Origin of the sequence: Paeniglutamicibacter sp. NPDC091659, assembly GCF_044756805.1 — a bacterium.
Taxonomy (GTDB): Bacteria; Actinomycetota; Actinomycetes; order Actinomycetales; family Micrococcaceae; genus Paeniglutamicibacter.
This window is the reverse complement of the sequence record NZ_JBIVTO010000005.1, coordinates 251,523-276,934: the sequence shown is the minus strand read 5'-3', so window position 1 is coordinate 276,934 and position 25,412 is coordinate 251,523. Positions and strand designations below refer to the sequence as shown.

The 25,412-nt window shown below is 65.5% G+C and carries 26 protein-coding genes, 1 tRNA gene and 1 pseudogene; 4 read left to right on the top strand and 24 right to left on the bottom strand.

The window, feature by feature from the left end:
- Positions 1-122: 122 nt before the first annotated feature.
- From nrdE to ACIQLF_RS11700, 11 genes and pseudogenes are all read right to left on the bottom strand, one after another.
- The gene (nrdE, locus tag ACIQLF_RS11750; protein WP_400298353.1) at positions 123-2,264 is read right to left on the bottom strand and encodes a class 1b ribonucleoside-diphosphate reductase subunit alpha; all 2,142 of its coding nucleotides are present in this window, start codon (positions 2,262-2,264) and stop codon (positions 123-125) included.
- Entirely contained in the window at positions 2,261-2,740 is a 480-nt protein-coding gene (gene nrdI / locus ACIQLF_RS11745; RefSeq protein ID WP_400298351.1) for a class Ib ribonucleoside-diphosphate reductase assembly flavoprotein NrdI, read from the bottom strand. The genes nrdE and nrdI overlap by 4 nt, the downstream gene beginning before the upstream one ends.
- A 50-nt stretch (positions 2,741-2,790) precedes the next feature.
- Positions 2,791-3,036 carry a glutaredoxin-like protein NrdH gene (nrdH, locus tag ACIQLF_RS11740; RefSeq protein WP_209997258.1) on the bottom strand — a complete coding sequence of 82 codons (246 nt, stop codon included), beginning with the start codon at positions 3,034-3,036 and terminating at the stop codon, positions 2,791-2,793.
- 653 nt (positions 3,037-3,689) lie between these two features.
- Entirely contained in the window at positions 3,690-4,913 is a 1,224-nt protein-coding gene (locus ACIQLF_RS11735) for an RNA-guided endonuclease InsQ/TnpB family protein (protein ID WP_400298348.1), read from the bottom strand.
- 265 nt (positions 4,914-5,178) lie between these two features.
- On the bottom strand, positions 5,179-5,361 hold the full coding sequence (locus tag ACIQLF_RS11730) for a hypothetical protein (protein ID WP_400298470.1): 183 nt from the start codon (positions 5,359-5,361) through the stop codon (positions 5,179-5,181).
- Between the two features lie 29 nt (positions 5,362-5,390).
- Positions 5,391-5,510, bottom strand: a pseudogene (locus tag ACIQLF_RS11725) (hypothetical protein); the annotation flags it as partial.
- A gap of 131 nt (positions 5,511-5,641) precedes the next feature.
- Positions 5,642-6,403 (bottom strand): YggS family pyridoxal phosphate-dependent enzyme, encoded by a 762-nt coding sequence (locus ACIQLF_RS11720; protein WP_400298346.1) that lies wholly within the window; start codon positions 6,401-6,403, stop codon positions 5,642-5,644.
- Positions 6,404-6,479: 76 nt separating this feature from the next.
- Positions 6,480-6,830 carry a zinc ribbon domain-containing protein YjdM gene (locus ACIQLF_RS11715; RefSeq protein WP_400298344.1) on the bottom strand — a complete coding sequence of 117 codons (351 nt, stop codon included), beginning with the start codon at positions 6,828-6,830 and terminating at the stop codon, positions 6,480-6,482.
- Positions 6,831-6,911: 81 nt separating this feature from the next.
- Positions 6,912-7,238, bottom strand: coding sequence for a hypothetical protein (locus tag ACIQLF_RS11710; protein WP_400298342.1), 327 nt, complete (start codon positions 7,236-7,238; stop codon positions 6,912-6,914).
- An 83-nt stretch (positions 7,239-7,321) separates the two neighbouring features.
- Complete coding sequence (locus ACIQLF_RS11705) at positions 7,322-8,044, bottom strand: DUF2071 domain-containing protein (protein ID WP_400298339.1); 723 nt, start codon at positions 8,042-8,044, stop codon at positions 7,322-7,324.
- Positions 8,041-8,397, bottom strand: coding sequence for a metalloregulator ArsR/SmtB family transcription factor (locus ACIQLF_RS11700; protein ID WP_400298336.1), 357 nt, complete (start codon positions 8,395-8,397; stop codon positions 8,041-8,043). The genes ACIQLF_RS11705 and ACIQLF_RS11700 overlap by 4 nt, the downstream gene beginning before the upstream one ends.
- A gap of 221 nt (positions 8,398-8,618) precedes the next feature.
- On the opposite strand from ACIQLF_RS11700, the gene ACIQLF_RS11695 reads away from it, so the two are divergent.
- Positions 8,619-9,380, top strand: coding sequence for an alpha/beta fold hydrolase (locus ACIQLF_RS11695; RefSeq protein ID WP_400298333.1), 762 nt, complete (start codon positions 8,619-8,621; stop codon positions 9,378-9,380).
- Between the two features lie 106 nt (positions 9,381-9,486).
- Positions 9,487-11,463 carry an ABC1 kinase family protein gene (locus ACIQLF_RS11690; RefSeq protein ID WP_400298331.1) on the top strand — a complete coding sequence of 659 codons (1,977 nt, stop codon included), beginning with the start codon at positions 9,487-9,489 and terminating at the stop codon, positions 11,461-11,463.
- Positions 11,464-11,476: 13 nt separating this feature from the next.
- Here the strand turns inward: ACIQLF_RS11690 and arfB are convergent, their stop codons facing one another.
- The gene (gene arfB / locus ACIQLF_RS11685; RefSeq protein WP_400298329.1) at positions 11,477-11,899 is read right to left on the bottom strand and encodes an alternative ribosome rescue aminoacyl-tRNA hydrolase ArfB; all 423 of its coding nucleotides are present in this window, start codon (positions 11,897-11,899) and stop codon (positions 11,477-11,479) included.
- 137 nt (positions 11,900-12,036) lie between these two features.
- On the opposite strand from arfB, the gene ACIQLF_RS11680 reads away from it, so the two are divergent.
- Positions 12,037-13,410: an FAD-binding oxidoreductase gene (locus ACIQLF_RS11680; protein ID WP_400298326.1), complete on the top strand. Its 1,374-nt coding sequence runs from the start codon at positions 12,037-12,039 to the stop codon at positions 13,408-13,410.
- Between the two features lie 27 nt (positions 13,411-13,437).
- Here ACIQLF_RS11680 and ACIQLF_RS11675 read toward each other — a convergent pair whose 3' ends face one another.
- Both ACIQLF_RS11675 and ACIQLF_RS11670 read right to left on the bottom strand, forming a co-directional pair.
- The gene (locus tag ACIQLF_RS11675) at positions 13,438-14,232 is read right to left on the bottom strand and encodes a DNA polymerase beta superfamily protein (RefSeq protein WP_400298324.1); all 795 of its coding nucleotides are present in this window, start codon (positions 14,230-14,232) and stop codon (positions 13,438-13,440) included.
- A 53-nt stretch (positions 14,233-14,285) separates the two neighbouring features.
- Positions 14,286-14,990: a TetR/AcrR family transcriptional regulator gene (locus ACIQLF_RS11670; RefSeq protein ID WP_400298322.1), complete on the bottom strand. Its 705-nt coding sequence runs from the start codon at positions 14,988-14,990 to the stop codon at positions 14,286-14,288.
- Between the two features lie 132 nt (positions 14,991-15,122).
- On the opposite strand from ACIQLF_RS11670, the gene ACIQLF_RS11665 reads away from it, so the two are divergent.
- Positions 15,123-16,055, top strand: a complete 933-nt coding sequence (locus tag ACIQLF_RS11665) for an NAD-dependent epimerase/dehydratase family protein (protein ID WP_400298320.1) — start codon at positions 15,123-15,125, stop codon at positions 16,053-16,055.
- Positions 16,056-16,074: 19 nt separating this feature from the next.
- Here ACIQLF_RS11665 and ACIQLF_RS11660 read toward each other — a convergent pair whose 3' ends face one another.
- The 10 genes from ACIQLF_RS11660 to rpmA form a co-directional block, all read right to left on the bottom strand.
- A complete protein-coding gene (locus ACIQLF_RS11660) occupies positions 16,075-17,385 on the bottom strand; it encodes a serine hydrolase domain-containing protein (protein WP_400298317.1) in 1,311 nt (436 codons plus the stop codon).
- 219 nt (positions 17,386-17,604) lie between these two features.
- Positions 17,605-17,677, bottom strand: a tRNA-Ala gene (locus ACIQLF_RS11655).
- Positions 17,678-17,750: 73 nt separating this feature from the next.
- Positions 17,751-18,164 (bottom strand): ribosome silencing factor, encoded by a 414-nt coding sequence (gene rsfS, locus ACIQLF_RS11650; RefSeq protein ID WP_400298315.1) that lies wholly within the window; start codon positions 18,162-18,164, stop codon positions 17,751-17,753.
- A gap of 41 nt (positions 18,165-18,205) precedes the next feature.
- The gene (locus ACIQLF_RS11645; protein ID WP_400298313.1) at positions 18,206-19,912 is read right to left on the bottom strand and encodes a hypothetical protein; all 1,707 of its coding nucleotides are present in this window, start codon (positions 19,910-19,912) and stop codon (positions 18,206-18,208) included.
- A gap of 12 nt (positions 19,913-19,924) precedes the next feature.
- On the bottom strand, positions 19,925-20,563 hold the full coding sequence (nadD, locus tag ACIQLF_RS11640) for a nicotinate-nucleotide adenylyltransferase (RefSeq protein WP_400298467.1): 639 nt from the start codon (positions 20,561-20,563) through the stop codon (positions 19,925-19,927).
- A complete protein-coding gene (locus tag ACIQLF_RS11635; protein WP_400298311.1) occupies positions 20,556-20,777 on the bottom strand; it encodes a hypothetical protein in 222 nt (73 codons plus the stop codon). Before ACIQLF_RS11635 ends, nadD begins: the two co-directional genes overlap by 8 nt.
- 101 nt (positions 20,778-20,878) lie before the next feature.
- Positions 20,879-22,198 (bottom strand): glutamate-5-semialdehyde dehydrogenase, encoded by a 1,320-nt coding sequence (locus ACIQLF_RS11630; protein WP_400298308.1) that lies wholly within the window; start codon positions 22,196-22,198, stop codon positions 20,879-20,881.
- A gap of 83 nt (positions 22,199-22,281) precedes the next feature.
- A complete protein-coding gene (gene proB, locus ACIQLF_RS11625; protein WP_400298303.1) occupies positions 22,282-23,421 on the bottom strand; it encodes a glutamate 5-kinase in 1,140 nt (379 codons plus the stop codon).
- A gap of 9 nt (positions 23,422-23,430) precedes the next feature.
- A complete protein-coding gene (gene obgE, locus ACIQLF_RS11620) occupies positions 23,431-24,999 on the bottom strand; it encodes a GTPase ObgE (protein WP_400298301.1) in 1,569 nt (522 codons plus the stop codon).
- A gap of 149 nt (positions 25,000-25,148) precedes the next feature.
- Positions 25,149-25,403 (bottom strand): 50S ribosomal protein L27, encoded by a 255-nt coding sequence (gene rpmA / locus ACIQLF_RS11615; RefSeq protein ID WP_068737764.1) that lies wholly within the window; start codon positions 25,401-25,403, stop codon positions 25,149-25,151.
- Between the last annotated feature and the right edge of the window lie 9 nt (positions 25,404-25,412).

Below are 25,412 nucleotides of genomic sequence, written 5' to 3'. Positions count from 1 at the left end.
TTTGGTTAATACGGGTGTACGTACGACGGCGGGTGGACACCCGCCGTCGTACGCATTCGGTTGTTAGGTTATCGCTACCCGGCAACCGATGGTGAATCGGCCGTGCTTAGAGCACTACTTGGCTACAGCGCGCAGGAAACGCAGCCTTCGACCTCGGTACCCTCAAGTGCCATCTGGCGCAGGCGGATGTAGTACAGGGTCTTGATGCCCTTGCGCCATGCGTAGATCTGGGCCTTGTTGATGTCACGCGTGGTGGCGGTGTCCTTGAAGAACAGCGTCAGGGACAGGCCCTGGTCCACGTGCTGCGTGGCAGCGGCGTAGGTGTCGATGACCTTTTCGTAACCGATTTCGTAGGCGTCCTGGTAGTACTCCAGGTTGTCGTTGTCCAGGTACGGCGCCGGGTAGTACACTCGGCCGATCTTGCCTTCCTTACGGATCTCGATCTTCGCGGCCACCGGGTGGATGGAAGAGGTCGAGTTGTTGATGTAAGAAATGGAACCGGTCGGCGGCACGGCCTGCAGGTTCTGGTTGTAGATGCCGTGCTCCACGATGGAGGCCTTCAGCGCACGCCAGTCATCCTGGGTCGGGATGTCGATGCCGGCAAAGAGTTCGCGCACACGCTCGGTGGCGGGAAGCCATTCCTGCTCGGTGTACTTGTCGAAGAACTCGCCCGAGGCGTACTTCGAATCCTCGAAGCCTTCGAAGGTTTCGTTCTTCTCGATGGCGATCTTGTTCGAGGCGCGCAGGGCGTGGAACACCACGGTGTAGAAGTAGATGTTGGTGAAGTCCAACCCTTCTTCGGAACCGTAGTGGACGCGCTCTCGTGCCAGGTAACCGTGAAGGTTCATCTGGCCCAGGCCGATGGCGTGGGTCCTGGCGTTGCCCTGGGCAATCGACGGAACCGAGTTGATGTAGGACATGTCCGAGACGGCCGACAGCGCGCGGATCGCGGTTTCGATCGTACCGCCGAGGTCCTTGCCGTCCATGGCCTTGGCGATGTTCATCGAACCGAGGTTGCAGGAAATGTCCTTGCCAACGGTCTTGTAGCCGAGGTCCTCGTTGTATTCCGACGGGGTCGAGACCTGCAGGATCTCGGAGCACAGGTTGCTCATCGAGATCTTGCCCTTGATCGGGTTCTCGCGGTTTACGGTGTCCTCGAACATAATGTACGGGTAACCGGACTCGAACTGGATCTCGGCCAAGGTCTGGAAGAACTCGCGGGCGTTGATCTTGGTCTTCTTGATGCGTGCATCATCGACCATCTCGTAGTACTTCTCGGTGACCGAGATGTCCGAGAACGGAACGCCGTAGACCTTCTGGATGTCGTACGGCGAGAAGAGGTACATGTCCTCGTTCTTGCGGGCCAGTTCGAAGGTGATGTCTGGAATGACAACGCCCAGCGACAGGGTCTTGATACGGATCTTTTCATCGGCGTTTTCACGCTTCGTGTCCAAGAAGCGGTAGATGTCAGGGTGGTGTGCGTTCAGGTAAACGGCACCTGCACCCTGGCGTGCGCCAAGCTGGTTGGCGTAGGAGAAGCTGTCTTCGAGAAGCTTCATCACCGGGATGACGCCGGAGGACTGGTTCTCGATCTGCTTGATCGGGGCGCCGTGCTCGCGGACGTTGGTCAGCGAAAGGGCAACGCCGCCGCCGCGCTTGGAAAGCTGCAGCGAGGAATTGATGCCGCGGGAGATCGATTCCATGTTGTCTTCGATGCGGAGCAGGAAGCAGGAAACGAGCTCGCCGCGCTGGGCCTTGCCGGCGTTCAGGAACGTCGGGGTGGCCGGCTGGAAGCGGCCTTCGATGATCTCGTTGACCAGGGAGACGGCCAGTTCCTCGTCGCCACGTGCCAGGTGCAGGGCAACCATGCACACGCGGTCTTCGTAGCGTTCCAGGTAGCGCTTGCCGTCGAAGGTCTTCAGCGTGTAGGACGTGTAGAACTTGAAGGCGCCCAGGAAGGTCTCGAAACGGAACTTCTTGGCGTAGGCACCGCGGTAGAGATCGCGGATAAAGTTCATCGTGTACTGGTCGAGCGTTTCGCGCTCGTAGTACTCGTGCTTGACCAGGTACTCGAGCTTCTCGTCGAGGTCGTGGAAGAACACGGTGTTGTTGTTCACGTGCTCCAAGAAGTACTGACGTGCTGCGGCACGGTCAGCCTCGAACTGGATGCGTCCATCGGAACCGTAAAGGTTCAGCATTGCATTCAGTTCGTGGTAACCCAACCCCTGAAAAGCAGCAGGCAATTCCTTAGAATTCTGCTTCATTTCAGGCTCTGCGATGTTCGTGTCCAAAAGACTTCCAATCCTTCGCGAACTCGGGTCACATCTTCTTGGGTGCCCATGAGTTCAAATTTGTATAGAAGCGGAACATTGCACTTGGCCGCGATCTTGATTGCGGCCAGGCAGTACGTGGTTCCAAAGTTTGTGTTTCCCGCTCCCACCACGCCACGCAGCAGGTTTCGGTTGCGTGCGTCGTTGAGGAACGTCACAACTTGCGGCGGAATCGAACGCTCCCCCTTTTCCCCACCATAGGTGGGAAGCAGGAGCACGAAAGGTTCCGTGGCCACCAGCTGTGGATCCCGAGCATGCAGAGGAATACGCGCAGATTCGATCCCCAGCTTTCCCGCGAACCGGTGTGTGTAACCGGATGAGGAAGAAAAGTAGATCAAGTGGCTGCTTGTGAGTACCTCCGCCGCGGGGGCGTGTCCTTGCATCGGTGTTGCCAGCGATGAAGTAGGCATCGTGATCGCCTCGAAACTGCTTGAATCGGTAAAGCTATGGGGGTTGCTTGTTAGGCCACGGAAGCGCTGAGGCCCTGGGCGAGCTCTTCGATCTTGTCCGGGCGGAAGCCAGACCAGTGATCGGCGTCGGTGATGACAACCGGTGCCTGCATGTAGCCAAGGGCGCGTACGCGCTCCAGCGCAGCGGGATCCTGCGAGATGTCGACGCTCTGGTAGACGATGCCCTTTTTGTCTAGAGCGCGGTAAGTTGCGTTGCACTGTACGCATGCTGGCTTCGTGTATACCGTGACGGTCATGTCCGTAAATCCCCTCGTGCAAAAAATCTATGTATGTGGTGTGGCCGGCTCCCCGCAACCCCCTGCAATGGGGTCGGTCGCCGGGACGATGTGACTCGGTGGCTTCAAAGCCTTCGAGAGGCGGAGATTCATACATTTCCCCGCACATTTGGGGGATTTTGCACTAGGCCTCGCCAGCTAATTCAATACTACATCTAGTGGGGCCGGAGGGGTTATACCCCAAGATGATGTATTACACGTCTGTCATTCCGGTCACCCGCAGTCCACACGCACTGTGGATAAGTTGCCCCACTTTAACCCCGGGAATCCAACAAAAGACCCCCTGCGTCCACACCCTGTGGAGGAACAACCCACAGTTAATTATTTTGGCGTGTCGCACCCCTCGGCGTGTCGAAACCATCGGCTCCAAACACAAAATGTGGCGTACGTCAGTGAGTGCAGGCACAACCTGTAGGAATGAGTAGGTCCCGGACCACAGGTTCACCCTACGGGCCGGGACAAAAGACCGTATGTTCCCCGAACCCAACCTTCATCCGGACAACAAGCCTGCGCGTGGTGATAATTTGAGCAAGTTGACCCTCCGTTGAGAGTTGATGCATGTGTGCACCTTGGCATCCTCCCTTACTTCACGAAACGGGATCCTTGGTCGCCGCCTATGTGGTGGCCAAGGCGGTTACTGCTTCGGGGGTCGTTGCCGGCACGGGTGCCGGACTGACACGACCTCCACAGTCGTTCAGCGTCTCTGCCTGCCCGGCAGCGACGTTCCTCAGATTCGCGGCGGCATTCACGTCGCGGTCGTGGGTTGCCCCGCACCTGCAGGTCCATGACCTGATGCGCAGGGGCTTCTTCTCTCCGACAGCCCCGCACGCACTGCACATCCTGGTGGACGGGAAGAACCGGTCCGCCCGGACAACGGTGCGCCCGGCCTCGGTGGCTTTCTCCTCTATGAGCCGGACAAGGGTTCCCCACCCGGCGTCGTGGATGGACCTGGCCATCCGGGTGCGGCCCAGCCCGCGGATGGACAGGGTTTCCAGGCCGATGACTTGGTTTTCGTCAACGACCTTCCTGGCCAGCATGTGGTGGTGGTCCAGCCGGGTTTCCCGCACCTTCCGGTGCAGGACCGCGACCTTGTGCCAGGATTTCTCCCGGTTCGCGGATCCCTTCTGCCGGCGGGCCAATTCCTTCTGTGCGGCGGCAAGTTTCCGCAGCTTCCGATTCAGGTGCCTTGGGTTATCGACCTTCACGCTGGTTCCGTCGTCGAAGGCCATCACCGCCAGATGGTCCAGCCCCAGGTCAATGCCCACACACGGGTGAATTGGCGCCGGCGCGGTGCGGGCAGAGGCCTCCACCACGAAGCAAACGTAGTAACGGCCGTCGGGATCCCGGACCACAGTCAGGCTGGAGGGAGCCGCGGGCAAATCCCGTGAAAGTGCAAAGTGAACCCAGCCAACCTTCGGCAAGCGCACCTGGCCCCGGTGGGCCCCGACCTTCCGCACCGCGAAGTTCGCCCGCCCGGTGATACGGAAGCTGTCGTGATGGTCCTTACGGGACTTGAACCGCGGCGCCCCAAGTTTCCGGCCCTTGCGGTTTCCCGTGAGGGAAGCGAAGAAGTTACCGTAGGCAGCATCAGCGCCCCTCATCGACTGTTGCAATGCCACGTCGGTGACCTCGCCCAGCCAGGCACGCTCCTCGGTCTGCTTGGACCGGGCCATCAACTTCATCAAGTCATAGACCGACGGGCTTTTCTCGCCGGCGGCAAAAGCTGCCCTGCGGGCGGCGATGACGTCGTTGTAGACCATTCGGGCGCACCCGAAAACGCGTACCAGATGCACGCACTGTTCCTGGTCCGGGTACATCCGGTACCTGTAACGTTTCACCGCCACCTCCAAAACAGCTGCCAAGGAGTTCCTACATCGTCATTCTCCCGGCACCCACCGATACTTTGGCGCACGCGATTCATCCCCCGCCCTCACTATCAGTGGTTCTCCCACGAAACTTTTGGTGAAGGACATGATCAGTGCTTGGCACGAACCGCTGGACTGGTCCTATAGTCTGCCACCCAATTGTGCTTTGACGGCGGCAGGCCCTGCACACGCTCTCAAAATCCGAAATACCGACTTGCGATCTGATAGGACCAACAACTCAGGAAAGCTCGTTGGTCCAGTTGGCTTCCTGGATTCGAGTATCTGGTTCCCTCCGCTGGGCGGCGAGAGAATCCGCCTCCACCCTGATCACCGGAACATCCACGATCGAGATGTAGCGCAATTCGCTGCGGGTGTTCCGGCCAAATCGGGCCGAGGCGCGCGTTGCCACGGTTTGCCGCAGCTGGACCTGTTGGCGCTACGCGCCAGTGCGGGCGTCATGATTGTCTGGCCCGGGACGTTTACGGTGAGGTTGGTGGCGTTGATCTTGGCGATCAATTCATGCTGTTCCGCTGCCAATCGGTCGTGCTCGGCCAGCAATGCCAATGGATCTTCGGCGGGATCCCCCTCTTACACCAAGACGATTTGCTCGATGCGGAACACCAACCGGCCCATCATTGTTGCTAGGTCGGCCCGTTGGGCTGGCTCTTCTGCTAAGTCTTTTCGCCCGCCGAGCCCGACCACTAGCTGCTGGCGGGAAGGGCCCGGGCGCCGAAGATTCCCTGGCCCACGCGGACCACTGTGGCGCCTTCCTCGATGGCCAATTCGAAGTCACCGCTCATGCCCATGGAAAGCTCTTCGATTTCCATGCCTTCGGGCGCGGTCTCCCGGAGCATGTCCCGGATTTCGCGCAGGCGCACGAAGCATGCACGAACGGCATCCTTGTCCTCGCTGAAGAGCGCAAGAGTCATCAAGCCCTTGACATGCAGGCGGTCGAACTGCGGAAGCTGGTTCACGAATTCCTGCACGTCCGCAGGAGCCAAACCGAACTTGCTTTCCTCGTTCGAGGTATTCACCTGGACGAAGACGTCCAACTGGCGGTCCTCGTCCTCAAGCCGACGCTGCAGGGCCTCGGCCTGGCGCAGGTTGTCCAAGGCCTGGAACTCGTCGGCGAACTTTGCCACGTACTTGGCTTTGTTGGTCTGCAAGTGCCCGATGACGGAGAACTTCAGCCCCGGGATGTCGGCAAGGATTTCGGCCTTGCGCGCGACTTCCTGAACCTTGTTCTCGCCCAGGAACGTGGCCCCCGCGGCGATCGCCAGCCGCAGGCGGTCCTCCGGCACCGTCTTGCTGACGGGCAGCAACCGAATTGAAGCCGGGTCTCGACCTGCCTTTCGAGCCGCTACGTCGATGCGCTTCCGGATCGAGGCAAGATTGTGCTCGAAATCCTCAACCGAGTTTGCGAGGACAGCTGCGGGTTCGGGGGCGTGCACGGGCTGAGTCATGGATGAAAAATCTTTCAGGCTGAGGAACTTCGACGAACTGGCCATTGGGCGGGCCACCGGCCCGCCCAATGGGTGGCTAGACCTTTTTGACGACCGAGGACTTCAGCTGCATGGGACCAAATCCGTCGACCTTGCAGTCGATGTCGTGGCCGTCGACGCCGTTGACCAGGCGAATGTTGCGCACCTTGGTTCCGACCTTGATCGACTGCGCCTGTCCCTTGACCTTGAGGTCCTTCACGATGGTGACGGAGTCGCCGTCTGCCAGCACGTTGCCGACCGAATCCTTGATGGCCTTTTCCTGCGGCTCATCGATTTCGGTTGCTTCTGCCGACCATTCGTGGGCACACTCGGGGCAGACCAAGAGGGCGCCCATTTCATAGGCATAGGGGCTTGAACACTGGGGGCACGGAGGCAGAACATCACTCATGCATTCAAGTCTAGGCGGCAATCGCGGCTTCAGGCCCTAGGCAATGCCACGTGGCGAGCCCATCGACAGGCTGGACGCCAGCTACTTCCGATTGAAAAACACCACGAAATAGCCAACGGCCGCAAACAGAAGACAGACGAACCCCAAAGCCAGGGCGCAGACCGCCGGAACAGTAAACGCGTTGGCACAGGAGCCAAAGGCCATCAGGCTTCCGCTGCCGGCCACCATGAACAGCAACACGGGCAGACCGTAGATAATCAAACCCACTACCGCAAAAACCGGGCAAGCAACCAAGGCGACGAAACTCAATTTGCTGAGGTGGCTCGCCGGTACATGGGTGGCTGCGTCCGTGGAGGGCGCATGAAGCACCGACGATCCAGCTCGCAAAGTCGGCTCAGATTGGCTCATACCTAGGAATCCTACGATCGAAAGCATCATTAACCCAGTAAATGGACTTTATGCTGGCCTATGTGTCGCGGCGCGCGCTCCATTCAGCGAATAGACTGGTTTCGTGTTTTCGGAAACGCCGCAGCCGTCCACTTGGCGGGAACATCGCGCATGAGCAGGACATGGTCGAGTTCCGCCGCACCAGGGGGCAAGGCATCGAAATAGGTGGACCTGACGTCGTGGATCTCGGTCGCTTCGACTTCCCACCGCTGCGTGCTCAGCTCAAGGCCGTCGAGTGTCTTGCCGTGCTTGGCCGGCGACCACCCTATCGATCCTTCACGCAGGAAAGTCGAAGCTTCCCCCATGCTGCCGAAGAGTTGGCTGCTCCATTCCTTCGAAACCGAGACGTCCGCGTGCACCCGCATGTCCCGTGCCCGGGCATCGATCGCGATGCGGGAAGCCGACTCGGAAACGGAGAATCCCGCGTGCTCGTGGCGCCCCGGCAGGAGGGCTCCTCCCAGCAACACTGGCAACCGGGAAGACGAGTGACGTACCGGGATGAAGACCCCGTTGCGGGTTCCGTATTCGTCGTCCCACTCCACGGCAATGCGGTGCGCCGAGTTTTCGGCACTCCAGCCCACGTTGGCACCGATCCACTGCGGCCGAACGGCGGAAAGCCTGAGCAAACAGATTCCGCCCACAGCCTCATCGCCCACCAGCCGGGGGCGCAGACCCGGAGGAAGCAGGGATTGCGCCACCTCGGGATCCAGTCTGTAGTTGATCAGCAGGCGTCGTGAAATGGTGGCGTCCAGTGTCGGCATTTTCATGATTCAAGGCTCGATTCAGGGGAGATTTCGGCGGGTCTCGCTGCGGAGGGCGCCCGGTGATGCAGGCCCCGGAGCAGCATCCGTTCGGGGCACGCGGCGGAGCAGAAACCGCCGACCGAAAGCGCCAGCCGCTCCCCCGCCAGCGAACAAGGAATCCCGCTGGCCTCGCGGCGCTCGGTGATCAGGCCCGTCGCCCGCAGACCCGAAAGGTGGCGGGAAATGGTGGGTGCGGAACTCGTGAATCTGCCGGCCATATCGCTGGCCGACTGCTCATCCTCCCCCAGGTCCTGGAGAATCTGGCGCCGCGCGGGATGTGCCGGCGCGGTGAATACATCGGCGGTGCTTTCGCTCATGTCCTTAATTTAGCATGTTTGCTAAATAGCGAAAACGCTAAACGCTCTGAAATTTCAACCGCAAGTAGCCGAACAATCCATGCTCCCCGGCGCCGGCGGCCGGGCGAGTGGGCGCGGAATCGTTGTTCCGGCGGCACCCGAAGCATAGGATCACGACAGGAAAAGGCACAGTCAACGTTGAAGTCGCCCCGGCGACCGAGACATCTGGGGGGGGTTGGGACATGAACAGCCATCTGACCGTTCACACCGGTGCGGCACGCATCCACTGCACCATTGGCGCAGGGACCGGGCCTGCCGTCCTTTTCCTCAACGGCGCCTTCTCGACGCGGCGCGACTGGAAACACGTCCTGCGGGCGCTCTCCCCGGACCTGCACACCGTCACCTTCGACGCCCGCGGGCGGGGAAGGTCCGCCGACTCGCCCGACTACTCGTTTTCCGGCGCGCTGGAGGATGTCGGCAGCGTCATCGAGGCGACCAAGCTGGTCCGGCCCGTCCTGGTCGGATGGTCCCACGGCGCCACGCTTGCGGTCCGCTATGCGGCCACCCACCCGGGTGAGGTTGCGGGGGTGGTCATTGTCGACGGGGCCTTCCCCGTCAAGGTGTTCCATGAGAAGGCCCAAAAACGTGTCCGGCGGCTTTACCGGCTGTTGCGTGTTCCCATGCGCATCCTGGGGTCGATGCGGTTGCTGGCCAGGATGACCCACCACGAGGCCGCCAACGTGGTGCTCGAGCTCGATGAAATCGATGCCGGGCTGCTTCCCGACTACCGGGGGCTCACCTGCCCCGCGCTTTTTGTCGTCGGCAGCGGCCCGCACAAGGGGTCGCCCGCCGAGGAGATGCGGACCATGAGGGCCGCGGCCGGGCTTGCAACGGCCGCCAACGACAAGGTGCGCGTTCATTCGGTCGTCGAGGCGAACCACATGAGCGTCCTGCGCAAGAGTGCCGCGGACGTCGCCGACGCCGTCGCGTCGCTGACCCGGTAGCCGGGACGCTGGCGGCAAGGAACCCCGCCCCACGTGGGCTAAAGTGTCAGCTAGGCGACATGGGCGGGCGCGCGAAGCCTTCCCGGGCCTGTCACAAGGGGTTTCCATGGAATTTGCAGACATACTCGGTCGCATCCTGTTCGCGTCCGTCGTCGCGGTCATCTACATCATCGTCCTGGCGATGTTTGTCCGGCGCCTGCTGGGCGTGACCGTCGGCCTGGGCCGCATCATCTTCGCCGGCCTGCTGGGCCTGGGGGCCGAGATCGGATTCGAGTCCCGGTTCGTATGGAAGGACCCGCAAGCCGGGATTGCCCTGCTGCCGGTGCAGATTGGCATCGTGCTGATCGTTGCGACCATGTTCCTGGTGGTCGCCGAGCTGGTCGTCCCCACCGGCACCATCGTCCGGCCGGACAAGTGGATCGCCTCGCTTCGGGGGCGGTTTGCACGCACCCGCAGGTACACCGAGGTCACGCGCATCGCCCTGTCCCACGGGCTCCTCCCGGCCAAACGTCCCAACAAGGGCAACACCCCTGCAGCAGCGGCTGAACGCGCGGCCAGCGGCAAGTCGCTGCGCCTGGCACTCCAGGATTCCGGCGTGACGTTCGTGAAGTTCGGGCAGGTGCTCTCCACCCGTGCCGAACTCCTGCCGGCCGAATACATCACCGAGCTTTCCAAGCTCCAGCAATCGGTCCCGCCGGAGCCCTGGGGCGACGTCGAGGCCCTGATCGACAGGGAACTCGGCCAGGGCGTTGATGCGGCGTTTGCCGAGTTCGACACGACGCCGCTGGCCGCGGCCTCGATCGGGCAGGTCCACCGCGCGCGGCTGCACTCGGGAGAGGCAGTGGCCGTCAAGATCCAGCGGCCGGGCGTCGTGCCACTGGTCGAGCGGGACCTGGACATCACCGTCCGCATGGCGGCGACCCTCGAGAAGTCCACGGCATGGGGCCGCTCGCTTGGCCTCGTCGAGGTCGCGGAGGGTTTCGCCGAGGCCCTGCGCGAGGAGCTCGACTACGAAATCGAGGCAATGAACATCACGGCGCTGCGCACCACGCAGCTGAAGCACCCCGAATCCGAGCGGGTGGAAATCCCCCTGCACTACCCGGAGCTCAGCACCCGGCGCATCCTCGTCATGCAGATGGTCGACGGGGACACGCTCAGCTCCCCGGGCACCATCGAAAGCCACCCGATCGAGGAGCGCCGGCTCCAGGCCGTGGCGCTGTTCCGCTCGCTGATGCACCAGATCATGGACGACGGCGTCTTCCACGCCGACCTGCACCCCGGGAACATCGTGCTGCAGCCCGACGGCCGCATCATGCTGCTGGACTTCGGCTCGGTCGGACGGCTGGACGCGGAACTGCGCCAGCTTGTCTCCGAGGTGCTGCTGGCCTTCTACCGCGGCGATTCGCGGGCCATCGGCGATGCCCTGCTGGGCATGGCGACGCTCCCCGAGGATTTCGACGAGGCCGCCCTGCGCCGGGAACTCAGCCGCTTCATGTCCCGGTACATGGGCCCGGGAGCCGCCGTCAAGGCCGAGGTCTTCACGCTGCTGGTGGCCCTGTTGGCGAAACACCGCATCACGGTCCCGCCCGAGCTGGCCGGGGCTTTCAGGGCCGTCGCGGTCCTGGAGGGCACCCTTCGCTTGCTGGACCCGGCCTTCGACCTCATCGCCGCGGCCCGCGAGTACGGCGAAGCCCGCGTCCGTTCGGTGTTCCGCCCCAGCTCGCTGGCCGAGGCGCTGAACAACGAGGTGATGACCCTGCTGCCGCTGCTCAAGCGGCTTCCGCGTCGGCTCGACCAGATTTCCGGGGACCTCGAAGCGGGCCGGCTGGGCTTCAACATGCGCCTGCTGGCCAATCCCCAGGACCGGCACATGGTCCGCTCGATGGTCCACGAGGTCATCCTGACCTTCCTCGCCGGCGTCACCGGCATCATGGCCACCATGCTGCTGGTCAGCAACGGCGGCCCGATGGTCACGACCAACCTGACGCTCTACCAGCTCTTCGGCTTCACCCTGATCGGGGTCGCCTCGGTGCTGTCCCTCAAGGTGGTCTTCGACATCTTCCGGCGCCGCCGCGGCGAATAGCGCCCCGCCGGCACTACTCCGAGGACGGCCGCTGCCGCTGCTTTTTGGTTTCCGACCGCCGCCCCTTGGCGGAAAGCCGCCGGCGCACCGATCCGCGGGTGGGTTTGGTCGCCCGGCGTTTGGCCGCGTCGGGTGCAAGCCCCGCGGCCACGAGCCCCGAGAGCTTTGCCAGGGCGCTCTCGCGGTTGCGCAACTGGGAGCGTTGCTCGGAGGCACTCACCGTGAGGACCCCCGCGACCAGCCGGGACCCGAGCCGGGCAAGCAACCTCTCCCGCTGGCCTTCGGAGAGCGCCAATGACCGCTCGACGTTCCAGAAGAGCTCGACCCGGCTGTCGGAGGTGTTCACGTGCTGGCCGCCCGGGCCCGACGAACGCGAGAACCGCCAGCCGAGCTCCGCGGCCGGAATGGTGAGCGCCGGTGAAACCTCAAGATCCATCCCCCAAGCATCCCATGCCGGAACCGCGGTCGATGCGCCGGGTCGCGGAACCCGACGGCCGGAAACAGCCGCCGAAACCCATAGGCGTACGCCTTTTGTTGGGCTACCTTGGGTGGTGAACCGGAAGGGAGCCACCCATGAGTCCTGCAACTGATTTCGATGCGGAAGACCTGCGCGCCAAGCTTGACGGGTCCGTGTTTGTCCCGGGCGATGCCGGCTTCGAGGCCGCGTGCCTGGGCTTCAACCTCGCCCACGCCTTCAGGCCGGATGTCGCGGTGCTGGCCGGCTCCACCCGGGACGTCGTGGCAGCCGTGCGCCACGCCAACGAGGCGGACCTTGCCGTCCATGTGCAGTCGACCGGGCACGGCTACCCGCACCAGGCCCACGGCGGCATGCTGATCAACACCTCGGGCATGCAGTCGCTGGCGCTGGATCCGCAGCAACGCAGCGCGCGGGTCGGCGCCGGCGTGCGCTGGGATCGCGTGATCGAGGAGGCTGCGCCCCACGGGCTTGCCCCGCTCAACGGATCCTCCCCCGACGTCGGGGTCGTCGGCTACACCCTCGGCGGCGGCATGGGCCCCATGGGCCGGACCTTCGGTTTCGCCGCGGACCGGGTCCGCGGGATCCAGCTCGTCACGGCCGACGGTTCGCTCGTGGAGGTGAACGCCGAGTCCGAGCCCGAACTCTTCTGGGCCCTGCGCGGGGGCAAGTGCGCGGTCGGCATCGTCACCGAACTCGAGTTCGATCTGGTGTCCGTGCCCCACGTCTACGGCGGCGCGATTTTCTTTGCCGGATCCGACGCGCCAACCATCATGCATGCCTACGGCGCCTGGGTCCAGGAACTGCCGGAGTCCACCACCGCGTCCATCGCCCTGCTCAGGTTGCCCGACGACGAACAGATCCCCGGGCCGCTGCGCGGAAAACTCTCCGTCCACCTGCGCTATGTCCATGTCGGCGACGAAACGGCCGGGGCTGCGCTGCTGGAACCGATGCGTCGGGCAGGCACCCCGCTCGTGGATCTGGTGGGCATGATGCCCTACACGGCCATCGCCTCGGTCCACCAGGACCCGACCGATCCGATGCCGGCGTGGGAGGGTTCGGTGCTGCTGCGCGGGCTGGACGCCGGGGCCATCGATGCCCTGCTCGGGGCCGCGGGGCCGGAGACCGACGTGCCGCTGATCATGGCCGAGATCCGCCACCTGGGCGGCGCCCTGGCCCGCGGCCCGGAGCACGAAAACGCCGTCGGCGGGCGCGACGCCGCGTTCTCGGTGATGGTCGTCGGCCCCTACCCGCCGCCGCTCATGGGTGCCGTGGAGGCCGCGGGCCAGGCCGTCCTCGAGGCCATGGAACCCTGGGCCCACGGCGGCACGCAGATCAACTTCCAGGGCTTTGCCGGATCCCCGGAGGCCGTCCGCAAGGCCTGGGCCGAGCCGACAGCGGAACGTCTGCGGGCCCTCAAGACCGCGTGGGACCCCGGGTGCCGCTTCAGCTTCGGGTACTCGATGGATTGACTCCCGCCCGGAACTGCATGCCCGCAACTACCTGACCAGCGTCCTGAAGAATTCGTCCGCCCTGGCCATTTTCCACGCCTCGATGGTTGCGTCCGCGTTTTCGTACGCCTCGTGCGCCGCCTCGAACTCGGACAGGACAAAGGACGCGAGGGGATCGGGGAAACGCCCCTCCCCGAGTTCGCGGGTCACGGCCTTCACCGCCATGAGCTCGTCGGCTTCGCGCATCACGGCATTCGGCACGTCGCCCTCCCGCAGCAGCGTTGCCAGGTCCATCGGCGCCACGGCGGAGCCCGGATGCGTGCGCAGCCAGCGCAGCGCCGCCGCCGGACGCAACGCGTAGAAGACCTTTTTGAGCGGGACGAACTCCGATTCCAGGTCCCATTGGTTCCGGCCCACATGGAGATAGTGCCTGCCCACGCGCGCCGGGTCGATGACCTCGGCCGCCAGGTCCAACAATCCGTCCCGGAAACCGACGTCGCCCCGGTAGACGATCGGCGACGTCAACCATTCGACGACTGTCGCATTGCCCTTGAGCAGAAGGCGCAGGGCCTTGGCGACGTCCCACCCATTCACGTCAAAGACCTTGTCCAGCGGGGTCTCGATGACGTCCCGGCGGGGCCACAGGCCCAGGTAGTCGTTGGCCGAGCGCAGGTAGAGGAAACGGCAGTCGTAGTCGCTGTCCGGGGAGGGGAATCCCCAGGCGCGGCTGCCGCTTTCCACGGCCCAGGGAACGGCCACACGTTCGTCAGCCGCAATCCGTTCCAGGCGCGCGTCTATTTCGGCGACCACCGATCGATCGAGGGTGTCGGGGACATTTCGCATGCCAACACCCTAACGCACGGCCTCCGGGCCCCGGCCCCGCATGAACGGGACCGTCAGTCCCCGAGCCCGAGGTTGCCTGCCAGGTCCCGGACCGTCAGTTCAAAAAGTTCGGCCGGGTCGCCCAGCGTGTTGGGCCCGTACTGCCCGAACACCTCGAAGCTCACGGCCCCGAACAGGCCGGACCATGCCCCCAGCCCGCGGGCGACCAGCCACCCCGGGGCCCTGAGCGAGTACTCAACGCGCAGGGATTCGACATCCGCGCTCAGGCCCGGTGGCAGGTCCCGTGCGCGGTCCCGCACCGCGACCCCGCCGGCCACCCAGGCGTCTTCGACGATCCCCATGAGCCGCACGACCACCCGGGTTCCGGCCGGCACGGTCTGGCCGGGCGGCGCGTGGTAGCCGGGAACCGGCGTGCCGAAGAGCAACCCGTAGCGCGCCGGCTCGGCGATCGCCCAGTCACGCACGGCCCGTGCCAGCGCGGCGAACGTTTCACGGTGCGACTCCGGCGGGTGCTCGAGTGCGGCGTCGACGGCGTCGCCCAAATCCGTGTAGGCCTCGACCACCAGCAGCGTCAGCAGCTCGTCCCGGCTTGAGACGTAGCGGTAGACGGCCGAGGACACGACCCCCAGGTCCTTCGCCACGGCGCGCAGGGACAGCGCGGCGGCTCCCTGGGTGGCCAGCTGTTCGCGGCCCAGGCGCATGATCTCGGCCATGGTGCGCTCGCGGGCCAGTTCACGCGGGGTCCTTGTTCCTTGCATGAACCCATCCCACACCAAGCTGGTGAGCGCCGTCAACTTTAGTGAGCACCGCTCTTGACTTGATCCCTGCAAGCTTCATACTCTGATTGTGAGAGCAGTGCTCACACATTCAGAACCAGGAGGCTTGAAGTCATGCCCAACCACTACCTCGTCACAGGTTCCGGACCCGTCGGAACCACCGTCGCCCTGTCCCTTGCCGGCCGGGGCGACACCGTTGCACTGGCGACCCGTTCCGGCGGCGGCCCGGAGCACCCCGGAATACGCAGGATGCGCGCCGATGTCCTCGATCCCGCCCAGCTGGCCACGGCGATGGACGGCGCCACCGCGGTGTTCCACTGCATCCATGCCGCCTACTCGGCCAAGGCCTGGGCCGAGACACTCCCCCGCGCCGAGGAACTGGTCTTGGCCGTGGCCGGCGAACGGGGAATCCCGGTCGTCTTTCCCGAAAGCCTGTACTCCTACTCGCACCCCGATGAGCCCATGGCGGAGGACTCGCCGCGTAACGCTGCGGGCGGCAAGCGCGGGGTGCGCACCGCCCTGATGACCGCCCGCGCGGCCTCCGGGACCAACACCGTCTCGGTGGTGGCCTCCGACTTCTACGGCCCCCACGTCGAGACCGCACACGCCGGGGCCCGCATGCTCGAATCCGTCTTCAACGGCCGGCGGCTCCTGGCCGTCGGCAACCCGGCCATGCCGCATTCCTTCACCTACATGCCCGACCTCGCCGCGGCCATGTTGCGGGCCGCGGAGCGGGAGGACCTGTGGAACGGCGTGCTCCATGCGCCCACCGCGCCGCCGTCCAGCCAGCGGGCCATGGCGGAAGCCTACGCGGCGGCCGCCGACCTTCCCGCGCCGAAGGTCACCGGGATGCCCGGCTGGATCCTGCGGGCCGTCGGGCTGGCGCACCCCGCAACGCGTGAGCTTGCAGAAATGGCCTACCAGTTCGACGACCCCTTCGAGATGGACTCGCGCCGAAGCGAAGCGCTGCTCGGGCTCTCACCCACGCCACTGGCCGACGGCACACGCGCCACCGTCGATTGGTGGCGGGAAACGCACGGGGACTGAACCGAGGCGCCGCCGGAAGCTAGCCGGACGCTGTCGGCGACCCGCTCTGCGGCGCGGCGGGGTTGCCGCCGGGAACGTCGGAGGCGCCGTAGAGGGTCGCGATGATGCTCTTGGCCACGAGCACCGCGGCGTTCTGCCCGTCGACCGGCGAGGCCGCAAGGTTGGTGCCCACGATGATGGTGTCGTCCGTGTTCCTGTTGTAGACCATGAACGACGAGTACCCGGGCAGCTGTCCGTCGTGCCCCAGGATGCCGGGAGCGAACTCGGCGATCCCGAGCCCGTAGCCCACGCCGTTGGGCTGGCCCTCGGCGACGGGCCGGATGCTGTCCATGCGCAGCTTCTGCGTCTTGGCATCGAGCAGGCCGCCGGTCACCAGCGCCTTGACGTACACCGCCAGGTCGTCGGGCGTGGAGATGGCCCCGCCTGCCGTCCACGCCCACGAGGGGTTCGCGTCGGTGTAGTTCAGCGGATTGAGGGTGCCGTCGAGCGCGGCCGGCAGGTCGGCGGCGGGAACCGCGTAGGAGTCGACGGTCTCCTCGTTGGTGCCGAACTGGTAGCCCTGCGCGTGCGGCAGCGGCAGGGCGGAATCCGTGTTCACCGGAAGCTTGGTGTTCTTGAGCCCGAGCGGCTCGAAGATCCGCTGCTCGAACGCCTCGGAGGCGCTCATGCCGGTGAGCTGCTCGATGACGATCCCGAGCAGCACGATGTTGGTGTTGCAGTAGTCGTACTCCTGGCCCGGAGGGAAGTTCGCCGGGTGCCTGAAGGCGACCGACAGCAGCTCGTCCGGGGTCCAGGCCTTCTGCGGGTCCGCATCGAGCGTCGCGTTCAGGCCCTTGTCGAACGTGTAGCTGAAGAGCCCGCTGCGCATCTCGGAAAGCTGGGCGATCGTGGTGTTCTTGCCGTTGGGCACGTCGGGCCGGAACTTCGAGATCGGGTCGTCCAGCTTGAGTTTGCCCTCCTGCACGAGCTGCAGGATGACCGTCGAGGTCATGGTCTTGGTGTTGCTGCCGACCCGCAGGAAATCGTTGAGCGACATCGGCACCTGCTTGCCGATCTCGGCCGTGCCGAAGGTGCCCGACCAGTCCCCGCGCGTGGGCGACTTGATCAGCACGACGACCCCGGGGATGGCGTTGGCCTTCATCACCTCGGGAAGCTGCTGCTGCAGCGTCATGGCGTATGCCGGCACCATGGCACCCCCGCCCGTGGGGGTGGCCATTTCGCTGGTGCCCGCCATGCCGGTGGCGGATCCCGCCGGCCCTCCGGAGGAGCAGCCCGAGACGGCGATCAACGCGCCGGCCACAACGACCCAGACCCTTGAATTCTTCATCATCCACCGCACCCAGTTTCCCTGTTTCGGTCGATCCTGTCCGCAGGCTCCCGCAGCCGGCGTGGTTGCCGTTCCGTGCCATGCGGTCCCGCTCCACAGGATAGCAAGGGTCCAACACGTCGGACCATGCAGCACCCTGTTGAATTTGCGCGGACGCCGGCGCCCCGGGGCACAACACGAAAGAACCCGCCGGATCGCAATGATCCGGCGGGTTCTTGTTCGTGGAGGTAAGGGGATTCGAACCCCTGACCTTCTGCATGCCATGCAGACGCGCTACCAACTGCGCCATACCCCCGAATGGGAGCCACCCTTGCGGGCAACTCATCCATCATAGGTCACGACAATTGCGTGACGCAAATCGAGGAGTCCTAGAGTACGTCCGGGAGGGTTTCGATGTGCGACATGTCGGTTGCCGGCTCGCCGGTGGTCGGCAGCTCGATCAGCGGGCAGTCGCCCCAGAGGCGCTCGAGGGCGTAGAAGACGCGGTCCTCGTTGTGCTGGACGTGGATGACGACGTCGACGTAGTCCAGGAGGACCCAGCGGCCCGCGCCGCGGCCTTCGCGGCGGACCGGACGGATCTCGTAGAGTTCGTCGAGCTTGTCTTCGATCTCGTCGACGATCGAGTTGACCTGGCGCTCGGAGGAAGCCGAGGCGATCAGGAAGGCGTCGGTGACGCCGAGGCGCTCGCTGACGTCCAGTGCGATGAGGTTTTCGGCCTGCTTGTCCGCGGCGGCAAGGGCTGCCGCCTTCACCAGGTTGATGGAATGTTCGTGGGCGCTCATGGGATTCTCCTTGAGTGTTTGGTCGCGGCCGCTGGGGCGCGCTAGTTGGAGTTGAGGATCATGATGAGGCCGGCGACGAGCGCCGCGCCTCCCACGGACAATGCCGCGATGACCATCAGGTACATGTTGTTGGCACGGCGCATTCCGGCGGTCTGCGCGTCAAGCGGTTCCAGGCCCTGCGCGCGAACGGCTCGCACGGGCGGGTGGGAAACGCGTGGCTCAACGTCGGCGGCACCGTGGGCCTCCGCCAGGGGCGGTGCCTTCGGTGTCGCTCGTGCCGCGGCCGCGGGTTTGCCCGTGGCCATCGGCTTGGCAGGGGCGAAGGCTCCGGGCTTTGCCGGCGCCGCTCCTGCTCGTGCTGCTGCAGCAGCGGGGTTTGCTCCCAGTGACTTGGACTCACGGGAAGCTGCCTGGGCCGGAGTAGCAGCCGCAGGCTTTTCAGCAGGTTTGGCCGCAGGCGCTGGCGCGCCCGAAGCCGAAGTCTTGGTTCGTGCGGACGACGCGCCCGGGCCATCGACGATGGTCCCCTGGTCCGTCATCGAAATGTGGAAACCGCGCGTTTCGGGGCCCGAGATGCCGGTGTTGACCAGCTTCTTTTCGATGTCCTCGTCGCGCAGCATGTTCATGGAACCGGTGAAGGGGTCCGACCGGCGCTGGCCTGCACGCTGCGAGTTGGATTCCTCGAGGCGCTGGCGCTCGGCGGCACGGCGGCTGATGATGGCCGCGCGCGCAGCGAGTTCGCGCTGCTGGGCCAGGACCTCGAGATCCACGTCGCCGAGGTCCTCGGCGGGCTGGATCAGTGCCGGGTCCACCGGTGCGGCCCCACCGGTACGGCGGCGCAACGCCAGGGCATCCTCGACGCTCATTTGCGACGCGGAGGCGGCGGGCTTCGACGGCGTCGCTTCCTTGGCCGGTGCGGGCTTGGACGTTGCGGGCTTTGCGGCCGCAGGCTTGTCCGCGGCCGGGCCGGTCTTGGCGGCGGCAGGCTTGCCGGAGGCCGGCACGGCGGCATCGGATTCCGGGGCGCTGTCGGCGGCGGGGGCCCCGTCGGCCCTTTCTTCCACCATGGTGTTGCCTGCGGCGGCACCGAGGGTCTGCAGGCGCATCTGCTTGCGGGTCAGCGGGGCAGGGTCGTCCGCGGGGGAAGGTTCCTTGGCGGAAAGTTCGGAGACTTCCTGCTCCAGGCGACGCCTGGTGCGCAGGTTCTCGCGGTCGCGGGCACGCTGCAGGGAGGTGCGTTCCGCGCGCTGCGGCACGGCGTCGATCTCTCCCCCGGTGGCACGGCGGCTGCGCGCAACCTCGGTGATGTCGATCGGGGCAGCGGCGGCGGGAGCGGCTTTGGCCGGCTCGGTCCGTGCAGGTTCGACCTTGGCGGGTGCGGTCTTGGCCGCTTCCGGCTTGGCCTCGGGTGCGGGGACGGCCGCAGGGACAACCTTGGCAGGCGCTTCCTTGGCGGCGGGCTTTGCTGCCTGCGCGGCAGCGGGTGCGGGGGTCGGCTTGGAAACGGCGGGCTTAGCGGGGGCCGGGGAAACCGGGGGCTTTGCAGCCTTCGGCTGGCTCGCCTGCGGCTTCACCGCGGGCGCGGTCACCGAAGGCTTGACGACCACCGGTTTCCCGATCGGTTCGGCAGCCTTCGGCTCCTTGCCTTCCGCCTGTCGGGCAAGCTGGGCTTCGGCCTCGGCACGGCGCTGCTCACGCAGGGCTCGCCTGCTGAGCGCGGGCCCGGTCTCGTCGCTCATCTTGTCCATTTCCCGGCCGTCCTACTTCTGGCCGTTTACTGCGTAGTTCTTGTCGTTGTAAAGCTTGTACTTGCCGATGTACTGGACCACGCCGTCCGGCACCAGGTACCACACCGGATGGTGCGTGCGAACGCGTTCGCGGCAATCCGTGGATGAGATCGCCATCGCCGGCACCTCCATGAGGGAGATGTCGTTCCGGTCCAGCACGGGAAGTTCATGCCCGGGCCGCGTCACGCCGACGAAGTGTGCAAGCGTCCAGAGTTCCTCGGCGTCTTTCCAGCTGAGGATCTTCGCCATGGCGTCGGCGCCGGTGATGAAGAACAGCTCGGCATCCGGACGCTGGGCACGCAGGTCGCGCAGGGTGTCGATCGTGTAGGTCGGACCCGGACGGTCGATGTCCACCCGGCTGACGGTGAACCGCGGGTTGGCGGCCGTGGCGATCACGGTCATCAGGTAACGGTGTTCGGCCTCGGCGACCTCGCGGTCCGACTTCTGCCAGGGCGTGCCCGTGGGAACGAACACGACTTCGTCCAGGTCGAACACCGAGGCGACTTCGCTGGCGGCGACCAGGTGGCCGTGGTGGATCGGATCGAACGTGCCGCCCATGACGCCTAGGCGAAATGGGCGGTCCGTGCGCTCGGCCTCGAGACGGCTAGTGATGGCCGTGCTTGTTGGCGTGCTGGCGGTGCGTGTCGTCGGCCTCGGCCTTGACCTCGTGGCGGTTGCCGACGTTGGTGTAGGACATGGTGATCAGCAGCATCAGCATGAAGAGCAGGAAGATGCCGCCGCCGATGATCAGGGCCATGGTCTCGGTCGGGATGCCCTCGGCCGATTCGGAAGCAAGAATAGCCGCGTTCAGGGACTGGGTAAACATGTTTCTCCAGGATGTTGTGTGCCGGATTCGCTGCGAACGCACGACACGGTGTTCAAACTATTTGTCTCGTTAGCTTCTATCGTACCCACCTTGGCGCGTGGCTACGAACGAACATGCCCATCACCTTGGACAATCCACTTGGTGGTTGTCAGTTCGCGCAGGCCCATGGGGCCGCGCGCGTGCATCTTCTGGGTGGAAATCCCGACCTCGGCGCCGAGGCCCAATTGCCCGCCATCGGTGAACCGGGTGGAGGCGTTGACGATCACGGCGGCCGAATCGACCTCGGCGATGAAGCGCTCGGCGTGGGCCAGGTTGTTGGTCAGGATCGCTTCGGTGTGCCCTGTGGTGTGGCGGCGAATGTGGCTAATGGCACCATCGAGGTCGTCGACGACGGCGACGGCCAGGTCCATGTCCATGTATTCGGTGTCCCAGTCCGCATCCACGGCCGGGATGGTCGGGGTCGACCCCGCCAGTGCCGCGGCGCGCGCGTCGACGTGCAGGCGCACCCCGGACTTGGCCAGCGCGGCAAGCACCTGGCCGGCGGCCTGCGACTTGGCGTTGATCAGCAGCGTCTCCACGGTGTTGCAGACCGAGGGGCGCTGGGTCTTGGCGTTGAGCAGGATCGGCACCGCCATCTTGGCGTCGGCCGATTCGTCCAGGTAGATGTGCACGTTGCCCTCGCCGGTCTCGATGACCGGGACGCTGGCGGTGGTGACCACGCGCTGGATCAGTTCGCGGCCGCCGCGCGGGATCAACACGTCGATCTTTCCGCGCGCGCCCATCATGGCGTCGGCGCCGTCACGACCGTAGGCGTCGACCGAGGCGACGGCGTCGGCGGGCAGTCCCACCGATTCCAGCGCGTCGCGGATCAGGCCCAGCAGCGCCCGGTTCGATTCGGCCGCGGCGGTTCCCCCGCGCAGCAGCACGGCATTGCCGCTCTTGAGCGCCAGGCCGGCGATGTCGACCGTCACGTTGGGGCGGGCCTCGTAGATGGCGCCGATGACGCCCATGGGCACGTGCACTTGGCGCAGGCGCAGGCCGTTGGGGAGCGTCTGGCCCCGCAGCACGGTGCCCACCGGATCGGGCAGGCCGGCAAGTTCCTCGAGGGCGGCAATGAGCCCGTCGACGCGCTTGTTGTCGAGCTTGAGCCGGTCCAGCATGGCGTCGGAAGTCCCGTTGGCGCGGCCTGCCTCGATGTCCTTGGCGTTCGCCGCAATGATGCGGGCGCGCTTCTCGTCGAGGGCCGCGGCGATCGCCAACAGCCCGCGGTCCTTCCAGTTCCGGTCCGCGCGGGCCAGCACGCGCGAGGCGGTACGGGCGCGGTCGGCCATGGCGGCCACCGCTGCGACTGCCGCCTCCGGCCCTCCGGCCGCGGCTGTCTCGTCGCTAAGATTCAGGGATGCATTGACTATCTGGCTCATGCATATCAGTCTACGCACCAAGCGGCCGGGCCCGCCCTTTGTGTCAAGGACGGGCCCGGCCGGGAGTGCAACGGCGGATGGCGCTAGACGACGACCAGGTCGTCCACGTGCACCACGGCACGCTCGTACTGGGTTCCGAGGTCCTGCGCGAGATCGTGCGTGGAGCGCCCGAGCATCTGCGGCAGTTCCTCCGAGGAGTAGTTCACCAGGCCTCGGGCGATCACGGTGCCCTGGGCGTCGGTGATTTCCACCGCGTCCCCGGCCTCGAACGAGCCGTGCAGCCCGGTGATGCCGGCCGGCAGCAGCGAGGCGACGCCGGAGGCCACGGCCCTGACAGCGCCCGCATCCAGCAGCAGGCGACCCTGCGTCGCCGCAAGGTGTGCCAGCCAGAGCATGCGGGTGGAGCGGCGTCCACCGCGGGCCGAGAACCACGTTCCCACGTCCTGCCCCGCCAGCGCCGCTGCGGCGTTGGCGGTGGAGGTGACGAGCGCCGGGATCCCTGACTCGGCGCTCATGGTGGCCGCCTCGACCTTGGTTGCCATGCCGCCGGTGCCCAGCCCGGCCCCGCCGGTGGAACCGATGCTCACGGCTTCCAGGTCGGTGTTGCTGTCGACGCGCGAAATCCGCACTCCCCCGTCGTTCGGCGGGGCGTCGTAGACGGCGTCGACGTCGGAAAGCAGCAACAGGGCGTCGGCCTTGACCAGGTGTGCCACCAGGGCGGCAAGCCTGTCATTGTCGCCGAAGCGGATCTCGTGGGTCGCCACCGTGTCGTTCTCGTTTACGATCGGCACCACGCCCAGGGCCAGCAGCCGGTTCAACGCGCGGAACGCGTTGGCGTACTGCTGGCGACGGATCAGGTCGTCGGCCGTGAGCAGGACCTGCCCCACGGTGACACCGTGGGCGGCGAACGCCTGGGTGTATCTGGCCATCAGCAACCCCTGCCCCACGGAGGCCGCGGCCTGCTGCGTGGCAAGGTCGCGCGGCCGGCGCCCCAGGTTCAGCGGCGCCAGGCCGGCGGCGATCGCGCCGGAGGAAACCAGGATCAGCTGGGTCCCGGCGGTGCTGACCGCCGAGAGCCGGTCCACGAGGTTCGAGAGTGCTTCCTCGGAGATCCCGCCGTTGAGCGTCGTCAACGACGAGGAGCCGACCTTGACCACGATGCGCGAGGCACGCGGGATGTCCTGGCGTTCGTCAATGCCCGAGGGGTGGTTTGTGGCGCGCACGGTGGTTTCCTACTCCCCCTTTTTGGGTTCTTGGTGCTTGTAGTTCACCGACTCGGTCCAGATGCCGGCCTTGCGCTCGGCTTCCAGCTCGTCGCGTGCAGCCGCCTTGGCGTCCTTGCGGTCGGAGTGGATGGCCTTCTTTTCGCCACGGGACGGGCGTGCACCGTATTCCTCGATGCGCACGTCCTGGCCACGGCGCGAACCGAGCAGTTCGGCGCCGGCAGCCATTGTCGGCTCCCAGTCGAAGACCACGGCGTCGATTTCCGAGCCGATGACCACGGCGTCGCCCGGGCGGGCGCCGATCTTGTACAGGTGGTTTTCGACGCCGAGCTTGGCCAGGCGGTCGGCAAGGTAGCCGACGGCCTCGTCGTTGCGGAAGTCGGTCTGCTTGATCCAGCGCTCCGGCTTTTCGCCCATGACGCGGTACAGCGGTTCGAGGTTGCGCTCTTCCTTGCGGATGACGAAACCGGCCTTGTTCCGGACGCCGCGCGGACGCACGACCTCGACGGGGACAACCAGCGGGGCCGCCTCGAGCTTGGCGCGGGCCTCGGTGACCAGTTCGGCCATGGCAAAGGTGAGGTCGCGCAGGCCTTCACGGCTCATTGCGGAGACCTCGAAGACGCGGTAGCCGCGCTTTTCCAGCTCCGGACGCACGAACTCCGCCATGTCGCGGCCGTCCGGCATGTCGACCTTGTTCAGGGCGATCAGGCGCGGGCGTTCGTTCAGCGGGATGATCTGGCCATCGGCGCCGGCGAAGGAGGAGTCGGTCTCGTAGGCGTCGAGCTCGGCCTGGATGATGTCCAGGTCGGTGACCGGGTCGCGGTCGGCTTCAAGCGTGCCGCAGTCGAGCACGTGCACCAGGGCGGCGCAGCGTTCGACGTGGCGCAGGAATTCATGGCCCAGGCCCTTGCCCTGCGAGGCGCCGGGGATCAGGCCCGGGACGTCGGCAACTGTGTAGCGGACATCGCCGGCTTCGACCACGCCGAGGTTCGGGATCAGGGTCGTGAACGGGTAGTCGGCGATCTTCGGGCGTGCCGCGGAGATCGCGGCAATCAGCGAGGACTTGCCGGCCGACGGGTAGCCAACCAGGGCGACGTCGGCAACGGACTTGAGTTCGAGGATGATCTCGGCCTCGTCGCCGGGAATGCCCAGCAGTGCGAAGCCGGGGGCCTTGCGCTTCTGGCTGGAGAGCCCGGCGTTGCCCAGGCCGCCCAAGCCACCGGCGGCAGCGACGTACTCGGTGCCTTCGCCGATGAGGTCGGCGAGGATGTCGCCGGCGCGGTTCTTGACCACGGTGCCCTCGGGCACCGGAAGGATGAGGGATTCGCCGTTCTTGCCCGGGCGAAGGTCACCCTTGCCGCCTTCGCCGTTGCCGGCGTGGCGGTGGGGTGAATGGTGGTACGAAAGCAGCGTGGTGGTCTGGGAGTCGACGCGAAGGATCACGTCGCCGCCGTTGCCGCCGCTGGCTCCGTCAGGACCACCAAGGGGCTTGAACTTTTCGCGTTTGATGGAGACACAGCCGTGCCCACCGGTACCACCGGAGACATGGAGGACCACTCGGTCGATGAAGGCTGCCACGGTTGAAAGCTCCTAGCAAAAAGGGGGTGAAGAGTTTCATTCGGTCTTTATTGTAGCGACCGGAGAAACATGAGATTTCTGGAAAAACACAAGGAGGGTGAGCCGAGCGGCCCACCCTCCAATGTGTAATGAATGCGGTTATGCGCTAATTAGTCAGCGATAACGATGTTCACGACGCGACGGCCGCGACGGGTGCCGAATTCGACGGCCCCGGCCTGCAGTGCGAACAGGGTGTCGTCCTTGCCACGACCCACGCCGGCGCCCGGGTGGAAGTGGGTGCCACGCTGGCGAACGATGATTTCGCCGGCCGAAACGACCTGACCACCGAAGCGCTTAACGCCAAGGTACTGGGCGTTGGAATCGCGACCGTTGCGAGTGGAACTCGCGCCCTTCTTATGTGCCATTGAATATGC

Excerpts from the sequence above, each read along its gene's own strand:
- ACIQLF_RS11720 (WP_400298346.1), bottom strand. The coding sequence starts at position 6,403 with ATGACTCAGCCCGTGCACGCCCCCGAACCCGCAGCTGTCCTCGCAAAC.
- nrdE (WP_400298353.1), bottom strand. The coding sequence starts at position 2,264 with ATGAAGCAGAATTCTAAGGAATTGCCTGCTGCTTTTCAGGGGTTGGGT.
- rsfS (WP_400298315.1), bottom strand. The coding sequence starts at position 18,164 with ATGAGCGCCCACGAACATTCCATCAACCTGGTGAAGGCGGCAGCCCTT.
- arfB (WP_400298329.1), bottom strand. The coding sequence starts at position 11,899 with ATGGATCTTGAGGTTTCACCGGCGCTCACCATTCCGGCCGCGGAGCTC.
- rpmA (WP_068737764.1), bottom strand. The coding sequence starts at position 25,403 with ATGGCACATAAGAAGGGCGCGAGTTCCACTCGCAACGGTCGCGATTCC.
- ACIQLF_RS11695 (WP_400298333.1), top strand. The coding sequence starts at position 8,619 with ATGAACAGCCATCTGACCGTTCACACCGGTGCGGCACGCATCCACTGC.
- ACIQLF_RS11700 (WP_400298336.1), bottom strand. The coding sequence starts at position 8,397 with ATGAGCGAAAGCACCGCCGATGTATTCACCGCGCCGGCACATCCCGCG.
- ACIQLF_RS11675 (WP_400298324.1), bottom strand. The coding sequence starts at position 14,232 with ATGCGAAATGTCCCCGACACCCTCGATCGATCGGTGGTCGCCGAAATA.
- ACIQLF_RS11690 (WP_400298331.1), top strand. The coding sequence starts at position 9,487 with ATGGAATTTGCAGACATACTCGGTCGCATCCTGTTCGCGTCCGTCGTC.
- ACIQLF_RS11670 (WP_400298322.1), bottom strand. The coding sequence starts at position 14,990 with ATGCAAGGAACAAGGACCCCGCGTGAACTGGCCCGCGAGCGCACCATG.
- ACIQLF_RS11660 (WP_400298317.1), bottom strand. The coding sequence starts at position 17,385 with ATGATGAAGAATTCAAGGGTCTGGGTCGTTGTGGCCGGCGCGTTGATC.
- ACIQLF_RS11705 (WP_400298339.1), bottom strand. The coding sequence starts at position 8,044 with ATGAAAATGCCGACACTGGACGCCACCATTTCACGACGCCTGCTGATC.
- nrdI (WP_400298351.1), bottom strand. The coding sequence starts at position 2,740 with ATGCCTACTTCATCGCTGGCAACACCGATGCAAGGACACGCCCCCGCG.
- ACIQLF_RS11645 (WP_400298313.1), bottom strand. The coding sequence starts at position 19,912 with ATGGACAAGATGAGCGACGAGACCGGGCCCGCGCTCAGCAGGCGAGCC.
- ACIQLF_RS11715 (WP_400298344.1), bottom strand. The coding sequence starts at position 6,830 with ATGAGTGATGTTCTGCCTCCGTGCCCCCAGTGTTCAAGCCCCTATGCC.
- nrdH (WP_209997258.1), bottom strand. The coding sequence starts at position 3,036 with ATGACCGTCACGGTATACACGAAGCCAGCATGCGTACAGTGCAACGCA.
- ACIQLF_RS11635 (WP_400298311.1), bottom strand. The coding sequence starts at position 20,777 with ATGTTTACCCAGTCCCTGAACGCGGCTATTCTTGCTTCCGAATCGGCC.
- ACIQLF_RS11665 (WP_400298320.1), top strand. The coding sequence starts at position 15,123 with ATGCCCAACCACTACCTCGTCACAGGTTCCGGACCCGTCGGAACCACC.
- ACIQLF_RS11710 (WP_400298342.1), bottom strand. The coding sequence starts at position 7,238 with ATGAGCCAATCTGAGCCGACTTTGCGAGCTGGATCGTCGGTGCTTCAT.
- ACIQLF_RS11680 (WP_400298326.1), top strand. The coding sequence starts at position 12,037 with ATGAGTCCTGCAACTGATTTCGATGCGGAAGACCTGCGCGCCAAGCTT.
- ACIQLF_RS11630 (WP_400298308.1), bottom strand. The coding sequence starts at position 22,198 with ATGAGCCAGATAGTCAATGCATCCCTGAATCTTAGCGACGAGACAGCC.